The organism is Mycobacterium sp. NTMscope_MAC_269 (assembly GCF_976985695.1).
The window spans coordinates 2714887-2739463 of sequence record NZ_OZ335668.1 but is presented as its reverse complement, the minus strand read 5'-3'; the positions used below and the strand labels follow the sequence as shown (position 1 = coordinate 2739463).

Annotated in this window: 16 protein-coding genes and 1 tRNA gene; 8 read left to right on the top strand and 9 right to left on the bottom strand. The window is 67.7% G+C overall.

What is annotated here, in order from left to right; all coding sequences use genetic code 11:
- Nucleotides 1-172: 172 nt before the first annotated feature.
- On the bottom strand, nt 173-1639 hold the full coding sequence (locus ACZ50Z_RS12660; RefSeq protein ID WP_464483860.1) for an aldehyde dehydrogenase: 1467 nt from the start codon (nt 1637-1639) through the stop codon (nt 173-175).
- A gap of 137 nt (nt 1640-1776) precedes the next feature.
- Between ACZ50Z_RS12660 and ACZ50Z_RS12655 the strand changes: the two genes are divergently transcribed.
- Nucleotides 1777-3132, top strand: coding sequence for a lipocalin-like domain-containing protein (locus tag ACZ50Z_RS12655; RefSeq protein ID WP_464483859.1), 1356 nt, complete (start codon nt 1777-1779; stop codon nt 3130-3132).
- Here the strand turns inward: ACZ50Z_RS12655 and ACZ50Z_RS12650 are convergent.
- On the bottom strand, nt 3121-4266 hold the full coding sequence (locus ACZ50Z_RS12650; protein ID WP_464483858.1) for an aromatic ring-hydroxylating oxygenase subunit alpha: 1146 nt from the start codon (nt 4264-4266) through the stop codon (nt 3121-3123). The two genes, ACZ50Z_RS12655 and ACZ50Z_RS12650, sit on opposite strands and share 12 nt — an antisense overlap.
- A gap of 76 nt (nt 4267-4342) precedes the next feature.
- On the bottom strand, nt 4343-5188 hold the full coding sequence (locus tag ACZ50Z_RS12645; protein WP_464483857.1) for a helix-turn-helix domain-containing protein: 846 nt from the start codon (nt 5186-5188) through the stop codon (nt 4343-4345).
- A gap of 85 nt (nt 5189-5273) precedes the next feature.
- On the opposite strand from ACZ50Z_RS12645, the gene ACZ50Z_RS12640 reads away from it, so the two are divergent.
- From ACZ50Z_RS12640 to ACZ50Z_RS12620, 5 genes are all read left to right on the top strand, one after another.
- Nucleotides 5274-5714: a hypothetical protein gene (locus ACZ50Z_RS12640; RefSeq protein WP_464483856.1), complete on the top strand. Its 441-nt coding sequence runs from the start codon at nt 5274-5276 to the stop codon at nt 5712-5714.
- Nucleotides 5715-5763: 49 nt separating this feature from the next.
- Nucleotides 5764-6486, top strand: a complete 723-nt coding sequence (locus ACZ50Z_RS12635) for a DUF1906 domain-containing protein (protein ID WP_464483855.1) — start codon at nt 5764-5766, stop codon at nt 6484-6486.
- Nucleotides 6487-7037: 551 nt separating this feature from the next.
- Complete coding sequence (locus ACZ50Z_RS12630; RefSeq protein ID WP_464483854.1) at nt 7038-16289, top strand: fatty acid synthase subunit beta domain-containing protein; 9252 nt, start codon at nt 7038-7040, stop codon at nt 16287-16289.
- Nucleotides 16290-16298: 9 nt separating this feature from the next.
- Nucleotides 16299-16691, top strand: a complete 393-nt coding sequence (gene acpS, locus ACZ50Z_RS12625; RefSeq protein WP_464483853.1) for a holo-ACP synthase AcpS — start codon at nt 16299-16301, stop codon at nt 16689-16691.
- Nucleotides 16688-18073 carry a M20/M25/M40 family metallo-hydrolase gene (locus tag ACZ50Z_RS12620; RefSeq protein WP_464483852.1) on the top strand — a complete coding sequence of 462 codons (1386 nt, stop codon included), beginning with the start codon at nt 16688-16690 and terminating at the stop codon, nt 18071-18073. The genes acpS and ACZ50Z_RS12620 overlap by 4 nt, the downstream gene beginning before the upstream one ends.
- Here the strand turns inward: ACZ50Z_RS12620 and ACZ50Z_RS12615 are convergent.
- Nucleotides 18070-18510 carry a nitroreductase family deazaflavin-dependent oxidoreductase gene (locus ACZ50Z_RS12615; protein WP_464483851.1) on the bottom strand — a complete coding sequence of 147 codons (441 nt, stop codon included), beginning with the start codon at nt 18508-18510 and terminating at the stop codon, nt 18070-18072. The genes ACZ50Z_RS12620 and ACZ50Z_RS12615 overlap by 4 nt on opposite strands.
- Before the next feature lie 132 nt (nt 18511-18642).
- On the opposite strand from ACZ50Z_RS12615, the gene ACZ50Z_RS12610 reads away from it, so the two are divergent.
- The gene (locus tag ACZ50Z_RS12610; protein ID WP_464483850.1) at nt 18643-20001 is read left to right on the top strand and encodes a cytochrome P450; all 1359 of its coding nucleotides are present in this window, start codon (nt 18643-18645) and stop codon (nt 19999-20001) included.
- Here the strand turns inward: ACZ50Z_RS12610 and bcp are convergent, their stop codons facing one another.
- Nucleotides 20002-20475: a thioredoxin-dependent thiol peroxidase gene (bcp, locus tag ACZ50Z_RS12605; RefSeq protein ID WP_464483849.1), complete on the bottom strand. Its 474-nt coding sequence runs from the start codon at nt 20473-20475 to the stop codon at nt 20002-20004.
- Between the two features lie 78 nt (nt 20476-20553).
- Between bcp and ACZ50Z_RS12600 the strand changes: the two genes are divergently transcribed.
- Complete coding sequence (locus ACZ50Z_RS12600; RefSeq protein WP_464486214.1) at nt 20554-20781, top strand: DUF3618 domain-containing protein; 228 nt, start codon at nt 20554-20556, stop codon at nt 20779-20781.
- Here ACZ50Z_RS12600 and ACZ50Z_RS12595 read toward each other — a convergent pair.
- The 4 genes from ACZ50Z_RS12595 to ACZ50Z_RS12580 form a co-directional block, all read right to left on the bottom strand.
- Nucleotides 20768-22507, bottom strand: coding sequence for a DUF3556 domain-containing protein (locus ACZ50Z_RS12595; protein ID WP_464483848.1), 1740 nt, complete (start codon nt 22505-22507; stop codon nt 20768-20770). The two genes, ACZ50Z_RS12600 and ACZ50Z_RS12595, sit on opposite strands and share 14 nt — an antisense overlap.
- Before the next feature lie 107 nt (nt 22508-22614).
- Nucleotides 22615-22881, bottom strand: coding sequence for a hypothetical protein (locus ACZ50Z_RS12590; protein ID WP_464483847.1), 267 nt, complete (start codon nt 22879-22881; stop codon nt 22615-22617).
- Between the two features lie 137 nt (nt 22882-23018).
- Nucleotides 23019-23094 (bottom strand) — tRNA-Lys (locus tag ACZ50Z_RS12585).
- A 191-nt stretch (nt 23095-23285) separates the two neighbouring features.
- A complete protein-coding gene (locus tag ACZ50Z_RS12580) occupies nt 23286-24524 on the bottom strand; it encodes a GNAT family N-acetyltransferase (RefSeq protein WP_464483846.1) in 1239 nt (412 codons plus the stop codon).
- Between the last annotated feature and the right edge of the window lie 53 nt (nt 24525-24577).

Sequence of the window (24577 nt, the reverse complement as noted above, 5' to 3'; positions counted from 1 at the left end):
GTTGAGCGTGAATCGTTGGCGCCGAGTGTGAATCGTCGGCTTTGAGTGGGAACACGGGGAGGCGACACGCCGACAATCCCGACCAGGAGTTCACACTCGAAGCCCAGGATTCACAGTCAAGTGCTCACCGCGCTGGGACCGCGATCCCTCATGGCGCGGCGCACCTGAGCGCTCATAGCGGCGGCAGCTGCCCCTTGCAGATCAGCGTCTGCAGCTCGACATACTCGTGCAGGCCCTCGGGGCCGAACTCGCGCCCGATGCCGGATTGCTTGAATCCGCCGAACGGTGCCCCGATGTCGAGGGTGTACATGTTGATGCCGTAGGTCCCGGTGCGTACCGCGGCCGCGACCTCGAGGCCGTGCCCGATGTCGGACGTCCACACCGAGCCTGCCAGACCGTAATCGGTCTCGTTGGCGATGCGGATCGCGTCGTCCTCGTCGCGGTAGCGCAGCACCGTCAGCACCGGCCCGAAAATCTCCTCCCGGGCGATGCGCATGTCGTTGGTGGCGTCGGCGAACAGCGTCGGCTGCACGTACCAGCCGCGCTCGGACGGGCTCTGTTCGCCACCCAGGATCACGCGGGCGCCTTCGCTGCGGCCGGACTGGATGTAGTCCTGGACGCGGCGCTGTTGTCGTTGGGCGACAAGCGGTCCGATGTCGGTGGCCTCGTCGGCCGGGTCTCCGACGTTGAGCGCTGACATCATGCCCGCCAGCGCGTCGACGACCTCGTCGTGCTTGCGGTCGCTGACCAGGATTCGGGTCTGAGCGACGCAGGCCTGGCCGTTGTTCATCAGGCCGGCGCTCTTCAATCCGGCCACGGTCTTGTCGACGTCGGCGTCGTCGAGAATGATCGCCGCCGACTTGCCGCCCAGCTCCAGGCTCACCCGCTTCAGCTGTTCCCCGCACAAGGCGGCGATCCGGCGCCCGACGGCGCTGGAGCCGGTGAACGCGATCTTGTCCACGCCCGGGTGGCACACCAGCGCCTCGCCGACGTCGGTGCCGCCGGGCAGGACGGAGACCACGCCCTCGGGCAGGTCCAGCTGCTCGATCATCTCGGCCAACCACAAAGCGTCCAAAGGTGTTTCGGGAGCGGGCTTGACGATCACCGTGCAGCCCGCGATCAGGGCGGGGATCAGCTTGGGCATGATCAAAAACTGCGGCACGTTCCACGGCACGATCGCCCCGACCACCCCGACCGGGGCCCTGCGCAGGTGCACCTCGCCGAGCACCCCCTGGCGGCGTTCGGTCCAGGGAAAGTCGCGGGCGGCGGCCAGCGAGAGATGGATCAGCGATGCGGCGGCCGCCCCCTGGCCCATCCGGCTGAAACTGCGCGGCGACCCCATCTCGTCGGTGATCAGGTCGGCCATCTCGTTCATGTGACCGGTGTAGATCGCGGCCAGCTGTTCGACCTTGGCCATCCGATCGGCATGACTCATCCGTGGCCACGGCCCGTGATCGAAGGCGCGCCGCGCGGCGAGCACCGCGGCGTCGACGTCCTCGGGGCCGGCCGCCTGCACGTGGCCCACCGGCTCCTCGGAGTGCGGCGAGATCACGTCGAGCTGTTGGGGATTGGCGGGCTTGCGCCACTGCCCTCCGATGAACACTTCGTCATAACGACGATGGTCGGAATTCTTCGTCATCGGGCGCCTCCTCGAGGCAGCGGTGGGTGCAGTCAAGACCGTGACCGTAATTCGCTATTGACGCTAACATAGCGAAGAAAGAGCGAGGCGGGAAGCCGCGCGCGGATCATCAGCGACGACGTCGAGGCGGGCGCGATATGAAGAGCGACTGGCGCACTTACCCATTCCAGTTGGTGGCCGGGGACGACCAACTCGAGTTTCCCGCTGCCGAAGGCGAACACCCCGACCAGGAATCGGACACCTGGTTCATCGCGGGCCAGCTGGATGCCGCCGAGACCGACCGGTCCTTTGCCTTCCTGACCATCTTCAACAAGAACCGGCCCGGCGGGACGATCGTCGCCGACTTCTACACGATGGCGCTCTTCGATCTCGACACGGGCGATTACGGCACCTACACGGATTACGACATGCCCCCGGCCAACCTCGAACCGGGAGCGCCGCGCAAGATGGAGCTGGCCACGGGCTATCTCGACATCAGCTATGCCAGCGGCGCCGGAACCGCGTCGTGGGCCGCGTGCCGCAACGGCGACGGGGGTCTGCTGCCCTACACCTACCGCGTCAGCCTGGTGGGGGAGGACCGCGCCGGTCGGCGCATGCGGCTGGACCTGGCCGTAACCCCCACGCGCGCACCGACTCCGGTGGGCGCATCGGCCTACAACGGCAAGATCGCCTGCTTCGGCCAAGACGACACCTACTCCTACTTCCAGACCGGTATGGCGATGACCGGCACGCTGCGCTGGGGCGGGGAGGTCCACCAGGTCTCCGGCAGCAGCGGCCATGTCGATCGCCAATGGTTCCCGAAGTATGCGGGCGGTGGGGGCAGCGGAGGGGACCCGCGGGCCAGGTCGCACGAATGGCGCACCATCAACTTCGACAACGGCGTCGACCTGAGCATCTGGCGACAGTTCGACCGCACGAACGGCAATGTCCTGCAGCCCTTCACCGGTGTCACCGCGAGCTACCCCGATCCCGCCACGTCGCCGCGATGTGCCGAAGACATCGAGGTGACGATCAGCAGTTACGTCCGGTGGCCGGAGGCGGTGCGGCCCCTGGTGCGCCCGCTCGCCCCGGCCCGGTACCTGCCCGATCGCCACCGGATCACCTGTCCCACACTGGGACTCGACATCGTCGGTGAGCCCGTCGTTGCGGCGCCCGCGCATGGCCTGCCGATCGAATACATGGAAGGGCCCTACCGTTACCGCGGGACTCTGGGCGGCCAGCAGGTGACCGCGTTCGCCTTCAACGAACGATCGCTCGCACTGTATCGGGATTGGGAACTGGTCGAGGTGCTGTCCACCACGGTCACGAACACCGAACCGTCCGACCCCGACCTGCACGCGGCGGTGGATCAGCTGGTGGTGTTGGTCGCCGCGGGGCGTCGAAGCGAGGCGATCGAATTGCTCACCAAAGCGCGCCTCGGCCAAACCGGCGTGCTGGCAACGCTATTGGACGACCTGGTGGCGGTGCTATCGGTGGACGAGTCAGCCGGCTGAGCCCGCCAGCGCCTCGGCCCACGTGATGTGGCGGTGCTGCAGTCCCGGCTCGTTGCGGCCGAACAGCAGGTGGTCACGGACCCCCGTTTCGAGGTTGGCCTGCAGCCCCTCCACCAGCCGGTAGTCCTCGTCGCGCACGGTGGCGTGCGCATAGTCGAAGACGGCTTGAGCGCCGGCGGCCACCGATTCGTCGGACAGATCCTGTGGTGTGGCGTTCTGGTGCACGGTGATCGACCTGCCGGGCTGAACACCCGGGTAGACGCGGAACAGTTCGCCGTTGGCGATCGTCACCGAAAGCACGATGTTGGGAAACAGCGCGTAGATCACCACCATGTTGTGGAACGGGTTCCATTGTTCCTCGGGCACCTCGTCGAGCTCCAGGATGGTGTTGAGCGGAAAGATCAGCCGGTGGTGCGGGCCGAAGGAGTCGAACACCGTGCAATTGCTGCGCGCGATGGTGGCGAAGGTCTGCTGATGGACGGTGGCGAAATGGTAGTTCTCGGCGAAGGTGTCGATCGCCAGTTTCCAATTGATCGGGGAGTCGAGCACCTTTTCGCCCAACGGCGACCAGCGTCCGATGCCCCAGGAGTCGAGTTCGTCGGCGAGCGGACCCAGGTGCGCGGCCACGTCCAGCGTCCTACCGGGATCCAGTGAGACCCAGAGGAATCCGGCGAATTCGGTGGCCGGGAGTTCGGCCAGGCCGTCGGACTTGACGGCAGCGCCGGGAAAGCCTTCACGTCCGGGCAGCCCCACCAACCGGCCGGTGTTGTCGTATGTCCACGCGTGGTAGGGACAGGTGAACCGCTTGGCGGTGCCGCATCCCGTGACCACCTGTGACTGCCGATGCAGGCAGACGTTGTCGAACGCCTTCACCGATCCATCGGAGGTTCTGGTCAGCAGGATGGACCGCCCCATCACCGTCTTGGTGCAATACGCCCCGGGGGCGGGAAGCTCGGACACGTAGCCGACCAATTGCGGGCTGGCCAGCAGCATGGCCCGGTCGAGGTGGTGACGGTCGGGGCTGGTGTAGTCCCGCGCGTCGACCCGGTGCTCGCTCGGCGCGAGGTCGGTTGTCTTGTCGCGCGCCAACTTCAAGGCGCGACGGGTCAGGTCGATGAGCTGGTCGCGTTCCATCTGAAACTCCGGTTGCAGTCAAGCGCTCGCGGTAACCCTACTAACTTTATAGTGATAATAAATTAAGGTCCACGCGCTAGCCCGAGCCGATGTAGGGGAGCACCTGCGGGTGCTGCTGCGCGATCGACCGCAGCCGCTGATCGCGATCGAGACCGTGCAGGTAGGCGGCGGTGGTCGGGTCCGCGGGAAAGAACGACTCGATCATGAGGCTTTCCACCGAGATGTCGAGCGGACTGCCGAAGGTGGCGATGGTGCTGACGAATCGGAGCTCGGTGTCGTCCAGCGTGAGCATCCGAAACGGCACATACAGCTCGCCGGTGCGCTCGCCGCGCTCGGCCCCCTCGGGCGCCGGATAACTCGAGAGCTCCCCGTAGAGGCGGCGGATGTCGGGGGCCGCGGTGGCCTGAGCATGCCGGCGAACCCGACCCAGGATGGACGCGTGCACCTCGGCGCGGTTGAGCAACCGCCGCGCCAATCCCCGCGGGTGCAGGCACAGCTTCATGACGTTGATCGGCGGGCGCAGCAACTCCGGGTCGACCCCTTCGGCGAGCACGACGCAGCCCACATTCCCCGCTATCAGGTTCCAGCAGGCATCCGTGACGATGGCCGGGTACGGCGCGTGGCCGGCCAGCACCGAGTCGACGGCCGCTTTGACCGGCCGCATGCGTTCGGCATCCAAGGTGTGCTCCCCGAACATGGGCGCGTAGCCGCCGTCGAGCAACAGTCGGTTGCGCGCGGCCAGCGGGAGATCCAGGGACTCGCCGACGCGCAGCAACAGGGCGCGGCTGGCATTGGCCCTGCCGGTCTCGACGAAGCTGAGATGGCGGGGCGAGACACCGAGCTGATGGGCGAGTTCCATCTGGCTCAATCGCCGACGGGTGCGCCACTCGCGCACTGCGCTACCCGCTGAACCCCCAGGCATGTTCGGAACCTAACGCCGCTGCGTACACCTATCCACTACCTCGAAGGTAATCGACGTAGTTACCTGTGCGGCGAAGACTGCATTTATGACCACCACATCGAAACCCGCCGTGCCGTCGCAACCCGTCGGCCTGCGCCGCGCCTTTGCCGCGGCCGCCGTCGGCCGGATCCTGTTGGGCGCCACCGCGTTTGCCTACCCGGCATCGCAGACCCGCATGAACGGGGTGCCGGATCACATGCTGTCCACGGAGCTCAAGTATTTGATCCGCATTTTCGGGGCTCGCGCCTTGGGCCTGGGGGTCGGCTATCTCAGCAGCGACGAACCCAACCGCCGGCGCTGGCAATACATCGGCCTGATGGTCGACACGCTGGACAACCTCAACGCCCTGATGGAGCTCAGACGCCTCGAGCGCGGCGACCCCAGGGTGCGCTCACTGTTGAGCCTTATGGCGGTGACCGGCCCGTACGCCGTGCTGGGCGCGGTGGGCGCGCTGCAGCGCCGATGCGGCACTGTGACACACATGTGACCAGTGTGATCAATGTGTCATATGGGGTTCCTGTCGTACCCTGTGGCTTGTGTCATCGGTTTCGCGGCGCGACCTGTTCAAATACGCGGCCGCGGCGCCTGCCCTCTTGGGTCTGGGCGCCGCCGGTGCGTCGCTCGGCGCCGCGCCGGCCTCGGCGTCGCTGGGCACCCTGCTGGACTACGCGGCCGGAGTCATCCCGGCCAGCCAGATCCGGGCCGCGGGCGCCGTGGGATCGATCCGGTACGTCTCTGATCGACGGCCCGGTGGCAAGTGGATGCTCGGCAAACCGATCCAGGTTGCCGAGGCGCGCGACCTGCACAGCAATGGACTCAAGATCGTCTCCTGCTACCAGTACGGCAAGGGCAACACCGCGGACTGGCTGGGCGGCGCCAACGCCGGCCTGCAGCACGCGCAACGCGGAATGCAGCTGCACGCGGCGGCCGGCGGCCCCGCCGCCGCGCCCATTTATGCCTCGATCGACGACGACCCCTCCTACGAGCAGTACAAGAGCCAGATAGCGCCGTACCTGCGGTCATGGGAGTCCGTCGTCGGTCATCAGCGCACAGGCGTGTACGCCAATTCGAAGACCATCGACTGGGCACTGCACGACGGATTGGGCTCCTACTTCTGGCAACACAACTGGGGCTCACCCAAGGGGTACGCCCACCCCGCCGCCAACTTGCACCAGGTTGAAATCGACAAACGCAGCGTCGGCGGGGTCGGCGTGGACATCAACGAAATCCTCAAACCCCAATTCGGGCAGTGGGCCTAGCGCCCCATATCGCCGTCCGGCCCGACCGGGACGCGGACTCTTAGAAAGCCCAGCAAACACTCGTTCGCTCATTTTCGGGACGCGCGCACACGCGCGCTCGGTGGACGGCGTCGCCAGAGGCGCTCAGGCGGCGCCCCGCGACCCAAAATTTTTATATAACGATTCGATAACAAAACTGCTTTGATCTGCGCAGTTATAGCTACTCGACCGTAACCACCTGCATGCAGCAGGTTTGTGAATCGCGTGCGCGCCGCCGGTCAAACCGCGTGTTACCCACGACACGGTTACCCATGCGTAGAACTCGCCAGTAACCGATCACCACGCAAAACGGGCCTGGAATCTTATGACACTCTTAGTACAGCCGATGAAGTCCGTCGCACCGCTCAGCGCCATCCGGGCGGTCCACCGACAACGCAGCGGCCGCCGTTTCCCGGCTGTGATTCGACGCTGAACCACGCCGCATCGAGGAGCACCGGCGAGTGCCCACCCTCTGGTGGTGACCGCCCATACGAACCGATACGTAAAGACGCATACCAGGGGAGACAGAAAAGGTGACGATCCACGAGCATGACCGGGTGTCCGCCGAGCGCGACGGGCAGGGCCCGCACGGGGGCAAGCACGCAGCCGGGGACACCCATGCTCTTGTCGACCGCCTGACGGCCGGTGAGCCCTACGCCGTGGCATTCGGTGGCCAGGGCAGCGCCTGGCTGGAGACCCTTGAAGAACTGGTGTCGTCTGCCGGCATCGAATCGGATCTGGCGGCGCTGGTCGGTGAGGTGGAACTGCTCCTCGAACCGGTGGCAAAAGAGCTGGTCGTGGTTCGTCCGATCGGCTTCGAACCGCTGACCTGGGTCCGCGCGCTGGCCGCCGAGGACCCGATTCCCTCCAACAAGCACCTAACCTCGGCCGCGGTATCGATCCCGGGCGTGCTGCTCACCCAGGTCGCGGCCGTGCGCGCGCTGGCGCGACAAGGCATGGATCTGAGCGCGACGCCGCCCGTGGCCGTCGCCGGACACTCCCAGGGCGTGCTCGCCGTCGAGGCGCTCAAGGGTGGGGGCGCTCGCGACGTCGAGCTGCTGGCGATGGCCCAGCTGATCGGCGCGGCCGGGACGCTGGTCGCCCGTCGCCGCGGAATCTCCGTGCTCGGCGACCGGCCGCCGATGGTGTCGGTCACCAATGCCGATCCCGAGCGCATCAGCCAGCTGCTCGCCGAGTTCGCGCAGGACGTGCGGACCGTGCTGCCGCCCGTGCTGTCCATCCGCAACGGCCGTCGGTCGGTCGTCATCACCGGCACCCCGGAACAGCTCTCCCGCTTCGAGCTCTATTGCCAGCAGATCTCGGAGAAGGAGGAGGCCGACCGGAAGAACAAGCTGCGCGGCGGCGACGTCTTCTCCCCGGTGTTCGATCCGGTTCAGGTCGAGGTGGGCTTCCACACGCCCCGGTTGGCCGACGGCATCGACATCGTCGGCACCTGGGCCGAGAAGGTGGGCCTGGACGTCGCCCTGGCCCGCGAACTGACCGAATCCATCCTGGTGCGTCCGGTCGACTGGGTCGAGGAGATCACCCGCGTCAACGACGCCGGCGCCCGGTGGATCCTCGACCTGGGCCCCGGCGACATCCTGACCCGGCTGACCGCGCCGGTGATCCGCGGCCTGGGCGTGGGCATCGTGCCCGCCGCGACCCGCGGCGGGCAGCGCAACCTCTTTACCGTCGGCGCCGTCCCCGAGGTGGCGCGGGCCTGGTCGAGCTACGCCCCGACACTGGTTCGCCTGCCCGACGGCCGGGTCAAGCTCTCGACGAAGTTCACCCGCCTGACCGGCCGCTCGCCGATCCTGCTCGCGGGCATGACCCCGACCACGGTCGACGCCAAAATCGTGGCAGCCGCCGCCAACGCAGGACACTGGGCCGAGCTGGCCGGTGGCGGGCAGGTCACCGAAGAGATCTTCGCCGACCGGATCGACGAGCTCGCCGGGCTGCTCGACGACGGTCGCACCTACCAGTTCAACGCGCTGTTCCTCGACCCCTACCTGTGGAAGCTGCAGGTCGGCGGCAAGCGGCTGGTGCAAAAGGCGCGTCAGTCCGGCGCCGCGATCGACGGTCTGGTCATCAGCGCCGGTATCCCCGAGCTGGAGGAAGCCGTCGAGCTGATCGAGGAGCTGGGCGACGTCGGCATCAGCCACGTCGTCTTCAAGCCCGGCACCGTCGAGCAGATCCGCTCGGTCATCCGCATCGCCACCGAGGTGTCCACCAAACCGGTGATCGCGCACATCGAGGGCGGGCGCGCCGGCGGCCACCACTCCTGGGAAGACCTCGACGACCTACTGCTGGCGACCTACTCGGAGCTGCGGTCGCGTTCCAACATCACCGTCTGCGTCGGCGGCGGCATCGGCACGCCCGAGCGCGCGGCCGACTACCTGTCCGGGCGTTGGGCGCAGGCCTACGGTTTCCCGCTGATGCCGATCGACGGAATCCTGGTCGGCACCGCGGCGATGGCGGCCAAGGAGGCCACCACCTCGCCGTCGGTCAAGCGGATGCTGGTGGAAACGCAGGGCACCGACCAGTGGATCGGTGCCGGGAAAGCCTCCGGTGGCATGGCGTCCAGCCGCAGCCAGCTCGGTGCGGACATTCACGAGATCGACAACAGCGCCTCGCGCTGCGGACGGCTGCTCGACGAGGTCGCCGGTGACGCCGACGCCGTCGCCGAACGCCGCGACGAGATCATCGCGGCGATGGCCACCACCGCCAAGCCGTATTTCGGCGATGCAGGCGAGATGACCTACCTGCAGTGGCTGCGGCGCTACGTCGAGCTGGCCATCGGCGACGGCGACTCCACCGCCGACACCGCCGCACCGGGCAGCCCGTGGCTTGCCGACACGTGGCGCGACCGATTCCAGCAGATGCTGCAGCGCGCCGAAGCGCGTTTGCACCCACAGGATTTCGGCCCCATCGAGACGCTGTACAACGACGAGGCGCTGCTGGAGAACCCCGAGGCGGCGATCGATCTGCTGCTCGACCGGTACCCCGACGCCGAAAAGATCCAACTGCACCCGGCCGACGTGCCGTTCTTCGTCACCCTGTGCAAGACGCTGGGCAAGCCGGTCAACTTCGTGCCGGTCATCGACAAGGATGTGCGGCGCTGGTGGCGCAGTGACTCGCTGTGGCAGGCGCACGACGCCCGCTACGACGCCGACCAGGTGTGCATCATTCCGGGCACCGCGGCCGTCGCCGGGATCACCCGCATGGACGAACCCGTCGGTGAACTCCTGGACCGCTTCGAGCAGGCGGCCGTCGACGAGGCGCTCGCCGCCGGAATCGAGCCGACCGCCGTCACGTCGCGCCGCACCGGCCGCGCGGATGTGACCGGACCGCTGGCCGTGGTGCTGGACGCCCCTGACGTGCAGTGGGCCGGTCGCACCGCGATCAACCCGGTCCACCGGATCGCCGACCCCTCCGAGTGGCTGGTGCACGGAGACTCTGAAGGACCCGAGAGCCGCCGCGCCACGCATTCGTCGACCGGGGCGCGCCTTGCGGTCGACGGCGACCGGGTCGTTCTCAGCGTCCCGGTGTCGGGGGTTTGGGTTGAGATCCCATTCACCTTGCCTCCCAACACTGTTGACGGTGCGACACCGGTGGTCTCCACCGACGATGCCGCCACGGCCATGCGTGCGGTGCTGGCGATCGCGGCCGGCGTCGACGGGCCGGAGTTCATGCCCCCGGTCGCCGATGGCACAGCCACCGTCACGGTGGACTGGGACCCCGAGCGCGTCGCGGACCACACCGGCGTCACCGCCACTTTCGGGGAACCGTTGGCGCCCAGCCTCACCACCGTGCCCGACGCCCTGGTCGGCCCGTGCTGGCCCGCGGTCTTTTCCGCGATCGGTTCGGCGGTCACCGACGCCGGCATCCCGGTCGTGGAGGGTCTGCTGAGCCTGGTGCATCTCGACCACGCCGCGCACATGGTGGGCGCGCTGCCGAAGAATCCGGCTCAATTGACGATCACCGCAACGGCTTTGGCGGCCGCTGACACCGACATGGGACGTGTCGTTCCCGTCTCGGTCACCATCGCGGGCACCGACGGTGACGTGATCGCGATGCTCGACGAGCGTTTTGCGATCCTCGGACGCACCGGTGCGGCCGAACTGACCGACCCGGTGCGTGCCGGCGGCGCGGTCTCGGAAAACGCCACCGACACCCCGCGTCGGCGCCGCCGCGACGTCACGATCGCCGCGCCCGTCGACATGCGTCCCTTCGCGGTGGTGTCCGGCGACCACAACCCCATCCACACGGACCGGGCCGCCGCCCTGCTGGCCGGTCTGGAATCGCCCATCGTGCACGGCATGTGGCTATCGGCCGCCGCCCAGCACGCGGTGACCGCCACCGACGGTCAGGCCCGCCCGCCGGCGCGGCTGATCGGCTGGACCGCCCGCTTCCTGGGCATGGTGCGTCCCGGCGACGAGGTCGCCTTCCGCGTGGACCGTGTCGGAATCGACCAGGGCGCAGAGGTTTTGGAAGTCACCGCCCGCATCGGAGCGGACCTGGTGATGTCGGCGACGGCGCGCCTGGCCTCCCCGCACACCGTCTACGCGTTCCCCGGCCAGGGTATTCAGCACAAGGGCATGGGCATGGACGTCCGGGCCCGGTCCAAGGCCGCCCGCAAGGTTTGGGACAAGGCGGACAAGTTCACTCGCGACACGCTCGGCTTCTCGGTCTTGCATGTGGTGCGCGACAACCCGACCAGCATCATCGCCAGCGGTGTGCCCTATAACCACCCCGAGGGCGTGCTGTACCTGACGCAGTTCACCCAGGTCGCGATGGCCACGGTGGCGGCGGCGCAGGTCGCCGAGATGCGTGAGCAGGGCGCCTTCGTCGAAGACGCGATCGCCTGCGGTCACTCTGTTGGCGAGTACACCGCGCTGGCTTGCGTCACCGGCATCTACGAGCTGGAAGCGTTGCTGGAGACGGTGTTTCACCGCGGATCGAAGATGCACGACATCGTGCCGCGCGACGAGCTGGGTCGGTCCAACTACCGGCTGGCCGCGATTCGTCCGTCACAGATCGACCTGCCGGATGACGAGGTCCCGGGATTCGTCGCCGATATTGCGGCGAATACCGGTGAGTTCCTTGAGATCGTCAACTTCAACCTGCGCGGGTCGCAGTATGCGATCGCGGGCACGGTCCGCGGACTCGAGGCGCTGGAAGCCGAGGTGGAGCGGCGACGCGAGATCACCGGCGGCAAGCGCTCGTTCATCCTGGTGCCCGGCATCGACGTGCCGTTCCACTCGCGGGTGTTGCGGGTGGGAGTCGCGGAGTTCCGGCGCTCGCTCGACCGAGTCATGCCGCGCGATAAGGATCCCGACGTCATTATCGGGCGCTACATCCCCAACCTGGTACCCCGCCCATTCACCCTGGACCGCGACTTCATCCAGGAGATCCGCGACCTGGTGCCGGCCGAGCCGCTCGATGAGATCCTCGCCGACTACGACACCTGGCTTGCCGAGCGCCGCATCGAGATGGCACGCACCGTCTTGATCGAGCTGCTGGCATGGCAGTTCGCCAGCCCGGTGCGCTGGATCGAGACCCAGGACCTGCTGTTCACCGAGGAGGCCGCCGGCGGTCTGGGCGTGGAGCGGTTCGTCGAGATCGGTGTGAAGTCGGCGCCGACCGTGGCGGGGCTCGCGACCAACACTCTCAAGCTGTCCGAATATGCCCACAGCACAGTCGAAGTGCTCAACGCCGAGCGCGACGCCGCGGTGCTGTTCGCGACCGACACCGATCCCGAGCCGGAGCCCGAGGCCGAGGAGCTTGTCGAGGCGCCGGAGGCGTCCGGCGCGCCGGTGGAGGCCGCCCCGGCGGCCCCCGCGCCGGCGGCCGCGTCATCCGGCCCGCGCCCCGATGACATCGGATTCGACGCCGCCGACGCGACTTTGGCGTTGATCGCGCTGTCGGCCAAGATGCGCATCGACCAGATCGAGGAGCTGGATTCCATCGAATCCATCACCGACGGTGCGTCGTCGCGGCGTAACCAGCTGCTGGTGGACCTCGGTTCGGAGCTGAACCTCGGCGCCATCGACGGCGCCGCCGAAGCCGACCTGGCCGGGCTGCGCGCGCAGGTGACCAAGCTGGCGCGCACCTACAAGCCTTTCGGCCCAGTGCTTTCCGATGCCATCAACGACCAGCTGCGCACGGTGCTGGGGCCCTCGGGCAAGCGGCCCGCCGCCATCGCCGAGCGGGTCAAGAAGACCTGGGAGCTGGGTGAGGGCTGGGCCAAGCACGTCACGGTCGAGGTCGCGCTGGGAACCCGCGAGGGCACCAGTGTCCGCGGCGGCGCCATGGGTCATCTGCACGAAGGTGCGTTGGCCGACGCCGCATCCGTCGACAAGGCCATCGACGCCGCGGTCGCTTCCGTCGCGGCGCGCCGCGGCATCGCGGTGGCGCTGCCGTCATCGGGTGGTGGCGGCGGAGGTGCGACCATCGATGCGGCCGCGCTGGGCGAATTCACCGCCCAGATCACCGGACGCGACGGCGTGCTGGCGTCGGCGGCCCGCCTGGTGCTGAACCAGCTGGGCCTCGATGACCCGGTCAGCGCCTCGCCGGCTGCCACCGATGCCGAGCTGATCGACCTGGTGACCGCCGAACTCGGCGCGGACTGGCCACGTCTGGTCGCGCCGGTGTTCGAGCCGAAGAAAGCCGTGCTGTTCGACGACCGGTGGGCCAGCGCCCGCGAAGACCTGGTCAAGCTGTGGCTGACCGACGAGGGTGACATCGACGCCCGTTGGGTGAGTCTGTCCGAAAGGTTCGAGGGCGCGGGCCATGTCGTGGCCACCCAGGCCACGTGGTGGCAGGGCAAGGCCCTGTCCGCGGGCCGGCAGATCCACGCGTCGTTGTTCGGCCGGATCGCGGCCGGCGCCGAGAACCCGGAACCGGGTCCCTACGCAGGCGAAGTCGCCGTGGTGACGGGCGCCTCCAAGGGCTCGATCGCGGCCTCGGTCGTCGGTCGGCTGCTCGACGGCGGCGCCACCGTCATCGCCACGACGTCGAAGCTCGACGACGAGCGGCTGGCGTTCTACCGGGGCCTGTATCGCGACCACGCCCGTTACGGCGCGGCACTGTGGGTGGTCGCGGCCAACATGGCGTCCTACTCCGACATCGACACCCTGGTCGAGTGGGTCGGCACGGAGCAGACCGAAAGCCTTGGGCCACAGTCGATTCACATCAAGGACGCGCAGACCCCGACGCTGTTGTTCCCGTTCGCCGCGCCGCGCGTTGTCGGCGATCTGTCGGAGGCCGGCTCCCGCTCCGAGATGGAGATGAAGGTGCTGCTGTGGGCGGTGCAGCGGTTGATCGGCGGTCTGTCGAAGATCGGCGCCGAGCGAGACATCGCGTCGCGCCTGCACGTCGTGCTGCCCGGCTCGCCCAACCGCGGAATGTTCGGCGGCGACGGCGCCTACGGTGAGGCCAAGTCAGCGCTGGACGCGCTGGTGACACGTTGGCACGCCGAAACCTCGTGGGCGGCAAGGGTCAGCCTGGCGCACGCGCTGATCGGCTGGACCCGCGGCACCGGGCTGATGGGCCACAACGACGCCATCGTCGACGCGGTCGAGGAGGCCGGTGTCACCACGTACTCGACCGACGAGATGGCCGCAATGCTGTTGGCCCTCTGCGACATCGAGTCGAAGGTGGCGGCCGCCAGCGCGCCGATCAAGGCGGACCTGACCGGTGGGCTCGGTGAGGCCAACCTCGACATGGCCGAGTTGGCCGCCAAGGCCCGCGAGCGATCCGCCTCGGGTGAGGACGACGACGCCGAAGCGCTCGAGGCCGAGGGCAGCATCGCCGCGTTGCCTTCCCCGCCGCGTGGCTTCAGCCCGGCACCGCCCCCGGAATGGGCGGACCTCGACGTCGATCTGGCCGACCTGGTGGTGATCGTCGGCGGCGCGGAGCTCGGACCGTACGGTTCGTCGCGGACCCGCTTCGAGATGGAGGTGGCCGGCGAGCTGTCGGCGGCCGGGGTGCTGGAGTTGGCCTGGACCACCGGGCTGGTCAAGTGGGAGGACGATCCCCAACCCGGTTGGTACGACACCGAATCCGGCGACTTGGTCGACGAGTCGGAGTTGGTCGATCGTTACCACGACGCCGTCGTCGAGCGGTGCGGTATCCGCGAATTCGTGGATGACGGTGCGATCGACCCCGATCACGCCTCACCGCTTCTGGTCAGTGTCTTCCTCGACAAGGACTTCTCGTTCGTGGTGTCCAGCGAGGCCGACGCGCGCGCGTTCGTCGAATTCGATCCCGAGCACACCCTGGCCCGGCCGGTACCGGAGTCCAGCGACTGGGAGGTGGTCCGCAAGGCGGGCACCGAGATCCGGGTTCCGCGCAAGACCAAACTGTCCCGGACCGTCGGCGCGCAGATCCCCACCGGGTTCGACCCGACCGTGTGGGGCATCACCCCGGACATGGCCAATTCCATTGACCGGGTGGCGTTGTGGAACATCGTGGCGACCGTGGACGCGTTCCTGTCCTCGGGCTTCACCCCGACCGAGCTGCTGCGCTGGGTGCACCCGAGCCTGGTGGCCTCCACGCAGGGCACCGGCATGGGCGGCATGACCTCGATGCAGACCATGTACCACGGCAACCTGCTGGGCCGGGCCAAGCCCAACGACATCCTGCAGGAGGTCCTGCCGAATGTTGTTGCGGCCCACGTCATGCAGTCCTACGTGGGTGGTTACGGCGCCATGGTGCATCCGGTCGCGGCCTGCGCGACGGTCGCGGTGTCGGTCGAGGAGGGCGTGGACAAAATCCGGCTCGGCAAGGCCGAATTCGTGGTCGCCGGCGGCTTCGACGACCTGACGCTGGAGGCCATCATCGGCTTCGGTGACATGGCGGCCACCGCCGACACCGAGATGATGCGGGCCAAGGGCATCAGCGATTCGAAGTTCTCGCGCGCCAACGACCGTCGCCGCCTCGGCTTCCTGGAAGCCCAGGGCGGTGGCACCATCCTGCTGGCCAACGGTGCGCTGGCGGCCAAGATGGGATTGCCGGTGCTGGCCGTGGTCGGCTACGCGCAGAGCTTCGCCGACGGCGTGCACACCTCGATCCCGGCACCCGGCCTCGGGGGCCTCGGGGCCGGCCGCGGTGGCAAGGACTCGGTGCTGGCGCGGTCGCTGGCCAAGCTGGGTGTGGGAGCCGACGACATCGCGGTCGTGTCCAAGCACGACACCTCGACGCTGGCCAACGACCCCAACGAGACCGAGCTGCACGAGCGGCTGGCTGACTCGATGGGCCGGTCACCGGGCAACCCGCTGTTCGTGGTGAGCCAGAAGACCCTCACCGGTCACAGCAAGGGTGGCGCGGCAGCGTTCCAGCTGATGGGCCTGTGCCAGATGCTGCGTGACGGCGTCATCCCGCCCAACCGAAGCCTGGATTGCGTCGACGACGAGCTGGCCACCGCCGGTCACTTCGTCTGGGTGCGTGAGGCTTTGGACCTGCGCGGCAAGTTTCCGCTCAAGGCCGGCCTGGTGACCAGCCTCGGCTTCGGCCACGTGTCGGGTCTGATCGCGCTGGTGCACCCGCAGGCGTTCATCGCCGCGCTGGACCCGTCCGATCGGGACGCCTACCGCAAGCGGGCCGAGCAGCGCATGCTGGCCGGTCAGCGCCGGTTGGCCTCCGCGATCGCCGGTGGGCGGCCGATGTACGAGAAGCCGGCCGATCGACGGTTCGACCACGACGAGCCGGAGAAGCGGCAGGAGGCGGCGATGTTGCTCAACGCGGATGCCCGCCTGGGCGAAGACGATCTTTACGTCGGCTAGGGTCGGTGCGTGGCGATCGTCGGAGTAGGCATCGATCTCGTCTCCATCCCTGATTTCGCCGAGCAGGTCGATCAGCCGGGAACTGTCTTCGCCGAGACATTCACCCCGGGTGAGCGCCGCGACGCCTCGGACAAGAGCTCGTCGGCGGCGCGTCATCTGGCGGCCCGCTGGGCGGCCAAGGAAGCGGTGATCAAGGCCTGGTCGGGGTCTCGGTTCGCGCAGCGGCCTGTGCTGCCCGAGGACATCCACCGCGACATCGAGGTGGTCACCGACATGTGGGGGCGGCCCCGCGTGCGCTTGAGCGGCGACATCGCCAAACACCTGGCCGACGTGATCATTCACGTGTCGCTGACGCACGAGGGGGACAGCGCCGCCGCGGTCGCCATCCTGGAGACTCCTTGAGCGCGAGCAGACGCGGAATCGCACGGGGAGGCGAGTATTCATGCGACTCTGCGTCTGCTCGCGCAATAGAAGAGCGCGTGCGCGAGGTGTTGCCGTCGGTCCGGCGAGACCTGGAGGACCTGGTGCGCATCGAATCGGTGTGGGCCGACCCCGCCCGGCGCGACGAGGTGCGCCGCAGCGCGCAAGCGGTGGCAGAACTGTTGTCGCAGGCGGGTTTCGGCGACGTGCGGATCGTCAGCGAAGGGGGAGCGCCCGCGGTCATCGCGCGTCACCCCGCGCCGCCGGGCGCGCCGACAGTGTTGCTGTATGCCCATCACGACGTGCAGCCCGAAGGCGACCGCAGCCAATGGAACTCGCCTCCCTTCGAGCCGACCGAGCGCGACGGCCGGCTCTACGGCCGGGGCAGCGCAGACGACAAGGCCGGCATCGCAACACATTTGGCGGCGTTCCGGGCGCACAACGGGCAACCGCCGGTCGGGGTGACCGTCTTCGTGGAAGGCGAAGAGGAATCCGGCTCCCCGTCGCTGGGACGCCTGCTCGCCGCCCACCGCGACGCGCTGGCCGCCGACGTGATTGTCATCGCCGACTCCGATAACTGGAGCACCGAGATCCCCGCGCTGACGGTGACGCTGCGCGGCCTGGTCGATTGCGTGGTCGAGGTCGCAACGCTGGATCACGGGCTGCACTCGGGCATCTGGGGCGGCGTGGTGCCCGACGCGCTGAGCGTCCTGGTGCGGCTGCTGGCCAGCCTGCAAGACGACGACGGCAACGTGGCCGTGGCCGGGCTGCACGAAACCACCGCGGCCGATGTCGACTACCCACCCGAGCGGGTGCGCGCCGACTCCGGCCTGCTCGACGGGGTATCCGAGATCGGCTCGGGTTCGGCGCCGCAGCGGCTGTGGGCCAAACCGGCCATCACGGTGATCGGCATCGACACCACGCCCGTCGAGAAAGCGTCGAACACGCTGATCCCGCGGGCGCGCGCCAAGATCAGCATGCGCGTGGCCCCAGGCGGCGACGCCACCGCGCACCTGGACGCGCTGACAGCTCACCTGCAAAGCCACACCCCGTGGGGCGCGCACGTCACCGTCAGCCGCGGCGACATCGGTGAGCCCTACGCCATCGACGCCAGCGGCCCGGTCTACGACGCCGCGCGATCGGCGTTTCGGCAGGCATGGGGCGTCGACCCGATCGACATGGGCATGGGCGGCTCGATCCCGTTCATCGCCGAGTTCGCCGCGGCTTTCCCGCAGGCCAAGATCCTGGTGACCGGGGTCGAGGACCCCGCGACCCAGGCGCACAGCATCAACGAGAGCCTGCACCTGGGCGTGCTGGAACGGGCCGCGACCGCCGAGGCGCTGCTGCTGGCCAACCTGGCCTAGCGCGTGGGCGTCAGCACCACGACGGGAATCGGGCGCGACGTCTGCTCCTGGTACCTGGCGTACTGGCCTTTGTTGACCTTGTTGACGATCTCCCATAGCCGAGCGTATTCGGGATCGCCCGGCAGGACGGTCCGCGCCGCGGCACCGAAACGCCTTGGGCCGACGTTGATTTCGACCTCGGGTCGCGCCTTCACGTTGTGGTACCAGCCCGGCGAGCGCGCGGCGCCGCCGTTGGACGCGGTCACCAGGTAGTCCTCGCCGTCGCGGCCGTAGGCCAGCGCCGCCGTGCGCGGCTCGCCGGTCTTGGCCCCCACCGTGTGCAGCAACAGGCTCGGAATCCACATCATCCGGTGCCCGATCCAGCCGTGGGTTCCCCGATACACGTGATCGTGGAACCGGATGAACCCGGCGAGCGCTTTCTCGGGAAGGGAACTCATGGCGGTCAGTATCGCTGAGTCGACAGGATCTCTGCCAAATGAGCCGACAGGCGCGCAAAATGCATAACGAGACCGACCGTCTCACTGCATACTGCTTCTATACGCAGCCACTCGTCCGCAGGAGAGGCCACCGTGAGCACGGAAGACACCCTGACCGGCAAGGCCAACCGTTACCACTTTGATCGCCACACGCCGGAGTACCGCGAGCGATTCGCCGAGATCACCGAGGATATGCACGCCAAATGCCCGGTGGCGTGGACCGACACCTACGACGGCCATTGGGTGGCCGCGGGCAGCCGCGAAGTCTTCGAGCTCGCTCGCTGCCCGCACGTGTCCAACGACCACGACGTCACCGGCGAAGGCACCGGCTACAAGGGCATCACGATCCCCACGCTGCCGCAGGGCACCGGCGTCCGTGGCGGCATGCTCGAGATGGACGAACCCGAGCACGGCGTGTACCGCAGCGTCCTCAACCCGTACATGTCGCCCGCGGCCGTCAAGCGCTGGGCGCCCTTCGTCGACGAGATCGTGCGGGCCAGCATCGACGAGAAAATCGAAATCGGTCGGATCGACTTCGTCGACGACCTCGCCAACGTCGTGCCCGCCGTCCTGACATTGGCGATGATGGGCGTTCCGCTGAAGAAGTGGCGGCTCTATTGCGAGCCGGCCCACGCCAATGTGTACACGCCCGCCGATTCCCCGGATGCCCCAAGGGTTTTGGAGCAGACGCTGGCGATGGGGGCGGATCTGTTCAATCACCTGCTTGAGATTCGCGAGAACCCGCGCCCGGGCTTGGTGGACGCGATGGCACGAATGACCATCGACGGCGAACCCGCCCCCGATGCCGAACTGGTCGGCATGCTGGGCCTGATCATCGGCGGAGGTTTCGACACGACGACGGCGCTGACCGCGCACGCACTCGAATGGTTGGGCGAAAATCCCGAGCAGCGCGAGCTGCTGAGGCGGGAACCCGAAGCGTTGCTCGACTCGGCGACCGAGGAATTCCTGCGTTTCTTCACCCCCGCTCCCGGGGATGGTCGCACGATCGCCGCCGATCTCGAAATCGCGGGCACGCAATTCAAGGAGGGCGATCGCCTGTGGTTGTCCTGGGCGATGGCCAACCGCGATCCCGCGGTGTTCCCCGAGCCGAACCGATTGGACCTCGGTCGTAAGAACAACCGGCACTTCAGCTTCGGGCTCGGCATCCACCGCTGCATCGGCTCCAATGTCGCGCGGGTCGTGTTCAAGTCGATGCTGACGGCGGTGCTCGACCGCATGCCCGACTACCGCTGCGAACCCGAGGGCACCGTGCACTATCCGACCATCGGCGTGATCCAGGGCATGCAGCACCTGCCGGCGACCTTCACCCCCGGCAGGCGGCTCGGCCCGGGGATCGACGAGACGCTGGAGAAGCTGCAACGGGTGTGCGACGAACAGGGGATCGCGCGGCCGATCACCGAGTACAAGGAGGCCGCCGTCATCGGCGACTGACTAGACCGACAGGTCGCGGCGCAGTTTGGCGACGTGGCCGGTGGCCTTGACGTTGTACTGCGCGACGGCGATCTTGCCCTTCTCGTCGACCACGAACGTGGAGCGGATGACGCCCGTGACTGTCTTGCCGTACATCTGTTTTTCGCCGTAGGCGCCGTAGGCCGTCAAGACCTTGCGGTCGGGGTCGGACAGCAGCGGAAACGTCAGCCCCTCCGCGTCACGGAACTTGGCGAGCTTCTCGGGCTTGTCGGGGGAGATGCCGAGGACGTCGAGACCGGCGCCGTTGAGCTCGGCCAGACTGTCGCGAAAGTCGCACGCCTGCTTGGTGCATCCCGGCGTCGACGCGGCCGGATAGAAGTAGACGATGACCCGGCGCCCCTTGTAGTCGGCCAGCGACACCTTGTTGCCGTCGGCGTCGGGCAGGCTGAAGGAGGGCGCTTTGTCGCCCGGTGCAAGCCGCGTGGTCTCGGTCAAGATGCTTCCCCTTTCGGTTCACCTGAGCATCGGCACTAGGGTAGTTCCTCAGGTGCACGAGGCGACTTGGAGGACACAGTGGCGGACCGCGACCCCGAAGCCATCAAGCGAGACATCGACGTCGCCCGTGACCAGCTGGCGGCCACCGTCGATTCTCTTGCCGAGCGGGCGAACCCGCGTCGCCTCGCCGACGACCTCAAGGTCCGGGTGATCGGATTCGTGCAGAAACCCGTGGTGCTGGCGTCGCTGGCCGGGGTCGGGGCGATTGTCGTGGTGGTGGCGGTGCGCCGCGTCAGGAACCGCTGACGCGATCACCCTGGACGTACACCGGAATGTCGTCGGCCCAGGGCTGATTCACGACCATGTCGGTGACGTCGCAGTAGCCGCGCTCGAATTCGCCGGTCGCGGCGTCGACCAGCCGGTATTCCTGCCGTTGCCGGTGGATGGGTTGGGCGTCGAGGATCACGACCCGCACCTCGCCCGGTTCGAATCCGCAGCGCTGCTGCAGCGCCTCGATGAGGCACTCGTTGTGCATGTGCCCGTCGCCGAAGTTCCACCCGAGAACCATTGAGCACAGGACTTCGCCCTCGCACAGGTTGTAGTCGTCCTCGTCGTAGTCCGCCATCGCCCGGTGCGCCAGGGTGAGCAGCGCGCGCCCGTGCGTGTTCATGCCCCGGAACGCCAGGGCGAGGTGCAGCGGGACCAGCGTTTCCTCTTTGCTGCCGTACAACCGCTCGAGCTGCAGGTGCTGCATCGGGCCGAGCGCGCGCGAGCCGACGCGGAACTTCTCGTCGGCCGACGGGCGCACGCACCACAGGGTGGTGTCCCAGTTACCGGCGTAGTAGCGCATGCCGGGCAGGAAGGAGACCTTGCGCGGGTAGAGGTTCCCCGCCACGACGGTCCCGGCGATCACCACGAACAGGACGGCGATCGGCCACGGGTTGTCGATGCTCGACAGGCCCAGCTGTGCGTGGGTGACGAACAGCCACAGCACGCCGAAGATCATGAACACGTTCCATTCCAGCGGCACGCCCATCGGGAAGGCCAGCAGGATGTTGAGGTGAAACACGATCATCACAAACGCGGCGAGTGCCGTCGGCCAGCCGCCGGCCGAGAACAGCAGCACCAACGGGACGAGACCTTCGACGGCGGTCGAGAAATGCGCGATGAAACCCGCCAGCGCGCTGGGGCGCAGGTCGTCGGGATAGCGCTTGAACATCGACCGCTTGAGGGGCCCCGACGGGATGAACGGGTTGTTGGCCAGCATCGTCGAGATCACGAACGGGAAGTGTTTGTTCAGCTTCGACGTCGCCGCGCCCAGCCAGATCACCATGAAAACGACCTTGGCCCCGACGACGATGTCGGCCCCGGCGAACAGGAACGTCAACGCCAGCGGTGCGTACACCTCGGCGCGCGCGGCCAAAAAAATCACCTTGTCGCGCAAGCTGATTAGGGCCAGGACGCCCAAGACGGCGGCGGTCTGCCACCGCGGCAGCACGCCGATCGCGGTGTCCAGGGCGGCAATCGGGCCGGTGCCATCGGACAGCAGCGCGAACACCAACAGCACCAGCAGGGTGCCGTAGATCAACGCGTCGAACGCAGTTCTGTTGCTGCCCTTGGTCAGCGGCACCCGATGCGGCCAGGGCGGCAACCGGATGGTGCCGGGTCGCAGCCAGTACAGAATGGAACCCATCGGTGGGAAGTAGCGCCCGGCGAGCGGGCCGAAGCAGCATCCGAGGCCCACGACTTCGAACAGCATCGTGAAGAGCACGGCCTTCTGGAACACGATCGGCTCCGCCCACCAGGCACTGACCTGGGTGAAGCCCCCGATGCCGCGGGTGGACCACGCGAACAGCCACCCGCCGAGGATGTACAGCGCAATCTTCACGCCATACATCACGTGCATCACCAGTGGCGTGCCGAACCCGTGCTGGGCGATGTGGCGCGCCATCGGCACGATCCGTTCAGCGCGTGGTCGTGCGCTCCAGTCGGCCACATCGACGACGGGCAGATTGGGCCGGATGAACCCCATTGCAGCTCCTTCGACGCAGCAAGACCAAGCGGCGCCAGCAAGAAATTACCTGTACGAAGCGCTGCTGTGGGGTGATACGACCGCAACAGGTTGATGGGCCGAACCGGCTACTCCCACCCCGGGGGATCGTTCTCGGCCATGTACGCCTCCCACGCCGCGCGCCGCATCGCCCGCGTGTGCAGGTCCTGGCAGATCGCCCGCGCCGCGGCGGCGTCGGCCGCCCGGCCGAGGTCGTGGTGCACGAGGCCGTCGTCGACCCGCTCGGCGCGGAAGCCGCCGGTGGAGACCGCGTGGACGCGGTACTCGCTGCGGTCATCGATGTTGGCGTGGAAGTGGCCCTCGTGGGGTTCGACCCATTTCAGCTCGGTTTTCACAGGTCCCCTTTGGACAAACGCCGTCGCAGCGATGGTAGGTCGCGCGGGGAACCAAGGGAAAGGGGAGTCCCACGACACTGGCGGCAATGGCACCCGATCGAGGTGAAGAGACGCCGAACCATGAAAAATTCGGTGCGTGGTGCGCCGTCAGGGTTTCGAACCCCGGACCCGCTGATTAAGAGTCAGCTGCTCTACCAACTGAGCTAACGGCGCTTGTGGTCGGCCGAGACCGCGTAGGCGACAATAACAGGCGTTCTGCCGCGGAGTGAAATCCCGACCGTTGACCAGGATAGCTTGCCCGTGCCCGGGCGAAGGTCCACAGTGGACCTCGCCGGGCCGGACATCGCCCCGCAGTTTTCATGCACCGACGAAATTAATTGCCGCACAAGGTGTTTGCGCGGTTGTCACAACACCGTGCCGCAGAAGGGTGCCCGGTCGGTGGCGAAGGCGGCGTCCAGCTCGGCCAACGCGCCCGAGCGCGCTTCGGTGATGCGGCCGGCCCGGGCCAGCTGGGACGCTCGGTGCGCCCCCATGTAGATGGTGGCCAGGTCGGCAAGGCCGATCTCGATGTCCGCGGGCCCGTCGCACGGCGTGCACTTCCCGGCACCGCCGCGAATCTGCAGCGCAAACCGTCCGCCCGCGAGCGCAAGCGGGTCTGTGACTTCCAGCACGAGGTCGGCATCGGCGGTGTAAGTGCGGGCGCCCAGCACCTCGGGAACGTCGTTGATCCGCACCCAGAGGAAGTCGCTCACGCCGTCGATCTCCGCGGCCCGTTGGTCCGTGAGCTTGAGCGGAAGCGGGTCGTCGCCAGGCACATCGATCTCGATGCGATAGAACATCTCCAGCACCAACAGCGTCTGCAGCAGCTCGCTGTGAGCTTCATCGGTGACAGGGCAGAAGTCCTCGACGACCACCGTGCCCAGGGGAGGGCGAAACGCATGCTGTTGCGACCCGACGACCCGATACGTCAGGAAGCCGTCGGGATGGATCGTGTAATGCAGCGCCGACCCGTTGCCCCGCTGGGTTTCCCGGTCGTCCATGTAGTCGGTCCACCACGCGTCGTCGCGGGTGATCGCGCCATTGGTTGCGGCACACCATCGTTCGTAGATTTCGGGCAGGTGACCTCTGGCCTCGGCGGCGTTGACCTCGCGCGCCCGGCTGCCGCTCGGCGCGTCCCGCAACTTCGCGAAGCGGCGATCGATCGCATAGGTGTGGCTATAGCTGGCCACGCCGGCGCCAAAGCCGTCGTACATGGCGGTCTGCGTCGGAACACCACACACGATCGGATAGCCGCGGTCCAACAGAATTCCGAGTCCCTTCGCGCTGAGTTGCGCCCAAAGTCCTTTGCCCTGATGCGTTGACGCGACGGCGATCATCGTCAGCCACGCGGCCCGCAGGTTGCCGCCGCCCGGCACGGTGAGCCGCGAGCGGTAGATGATCGACGTTCCCACCAGAAACGGATGCTCGGGCTCGGAAACGTCCTCGGCAATGAGAATGTCCTCGAGGTTGACCCGACGTTTCCACGCTTCGAGATCCTCCGGGCCCACCGGATCGCCGAAGGTGCGGGCCTGGTTTTCGAAGACCGCCTGCCAGTCGTCTTCGGTCGGATGCCGAATGTTGGTGCCGTCGTCCGTCGTGTCCATTGCACATCCAATCCGCTTGTAGCCCAGGCAAACCGGCACTGCGCACACTGAAG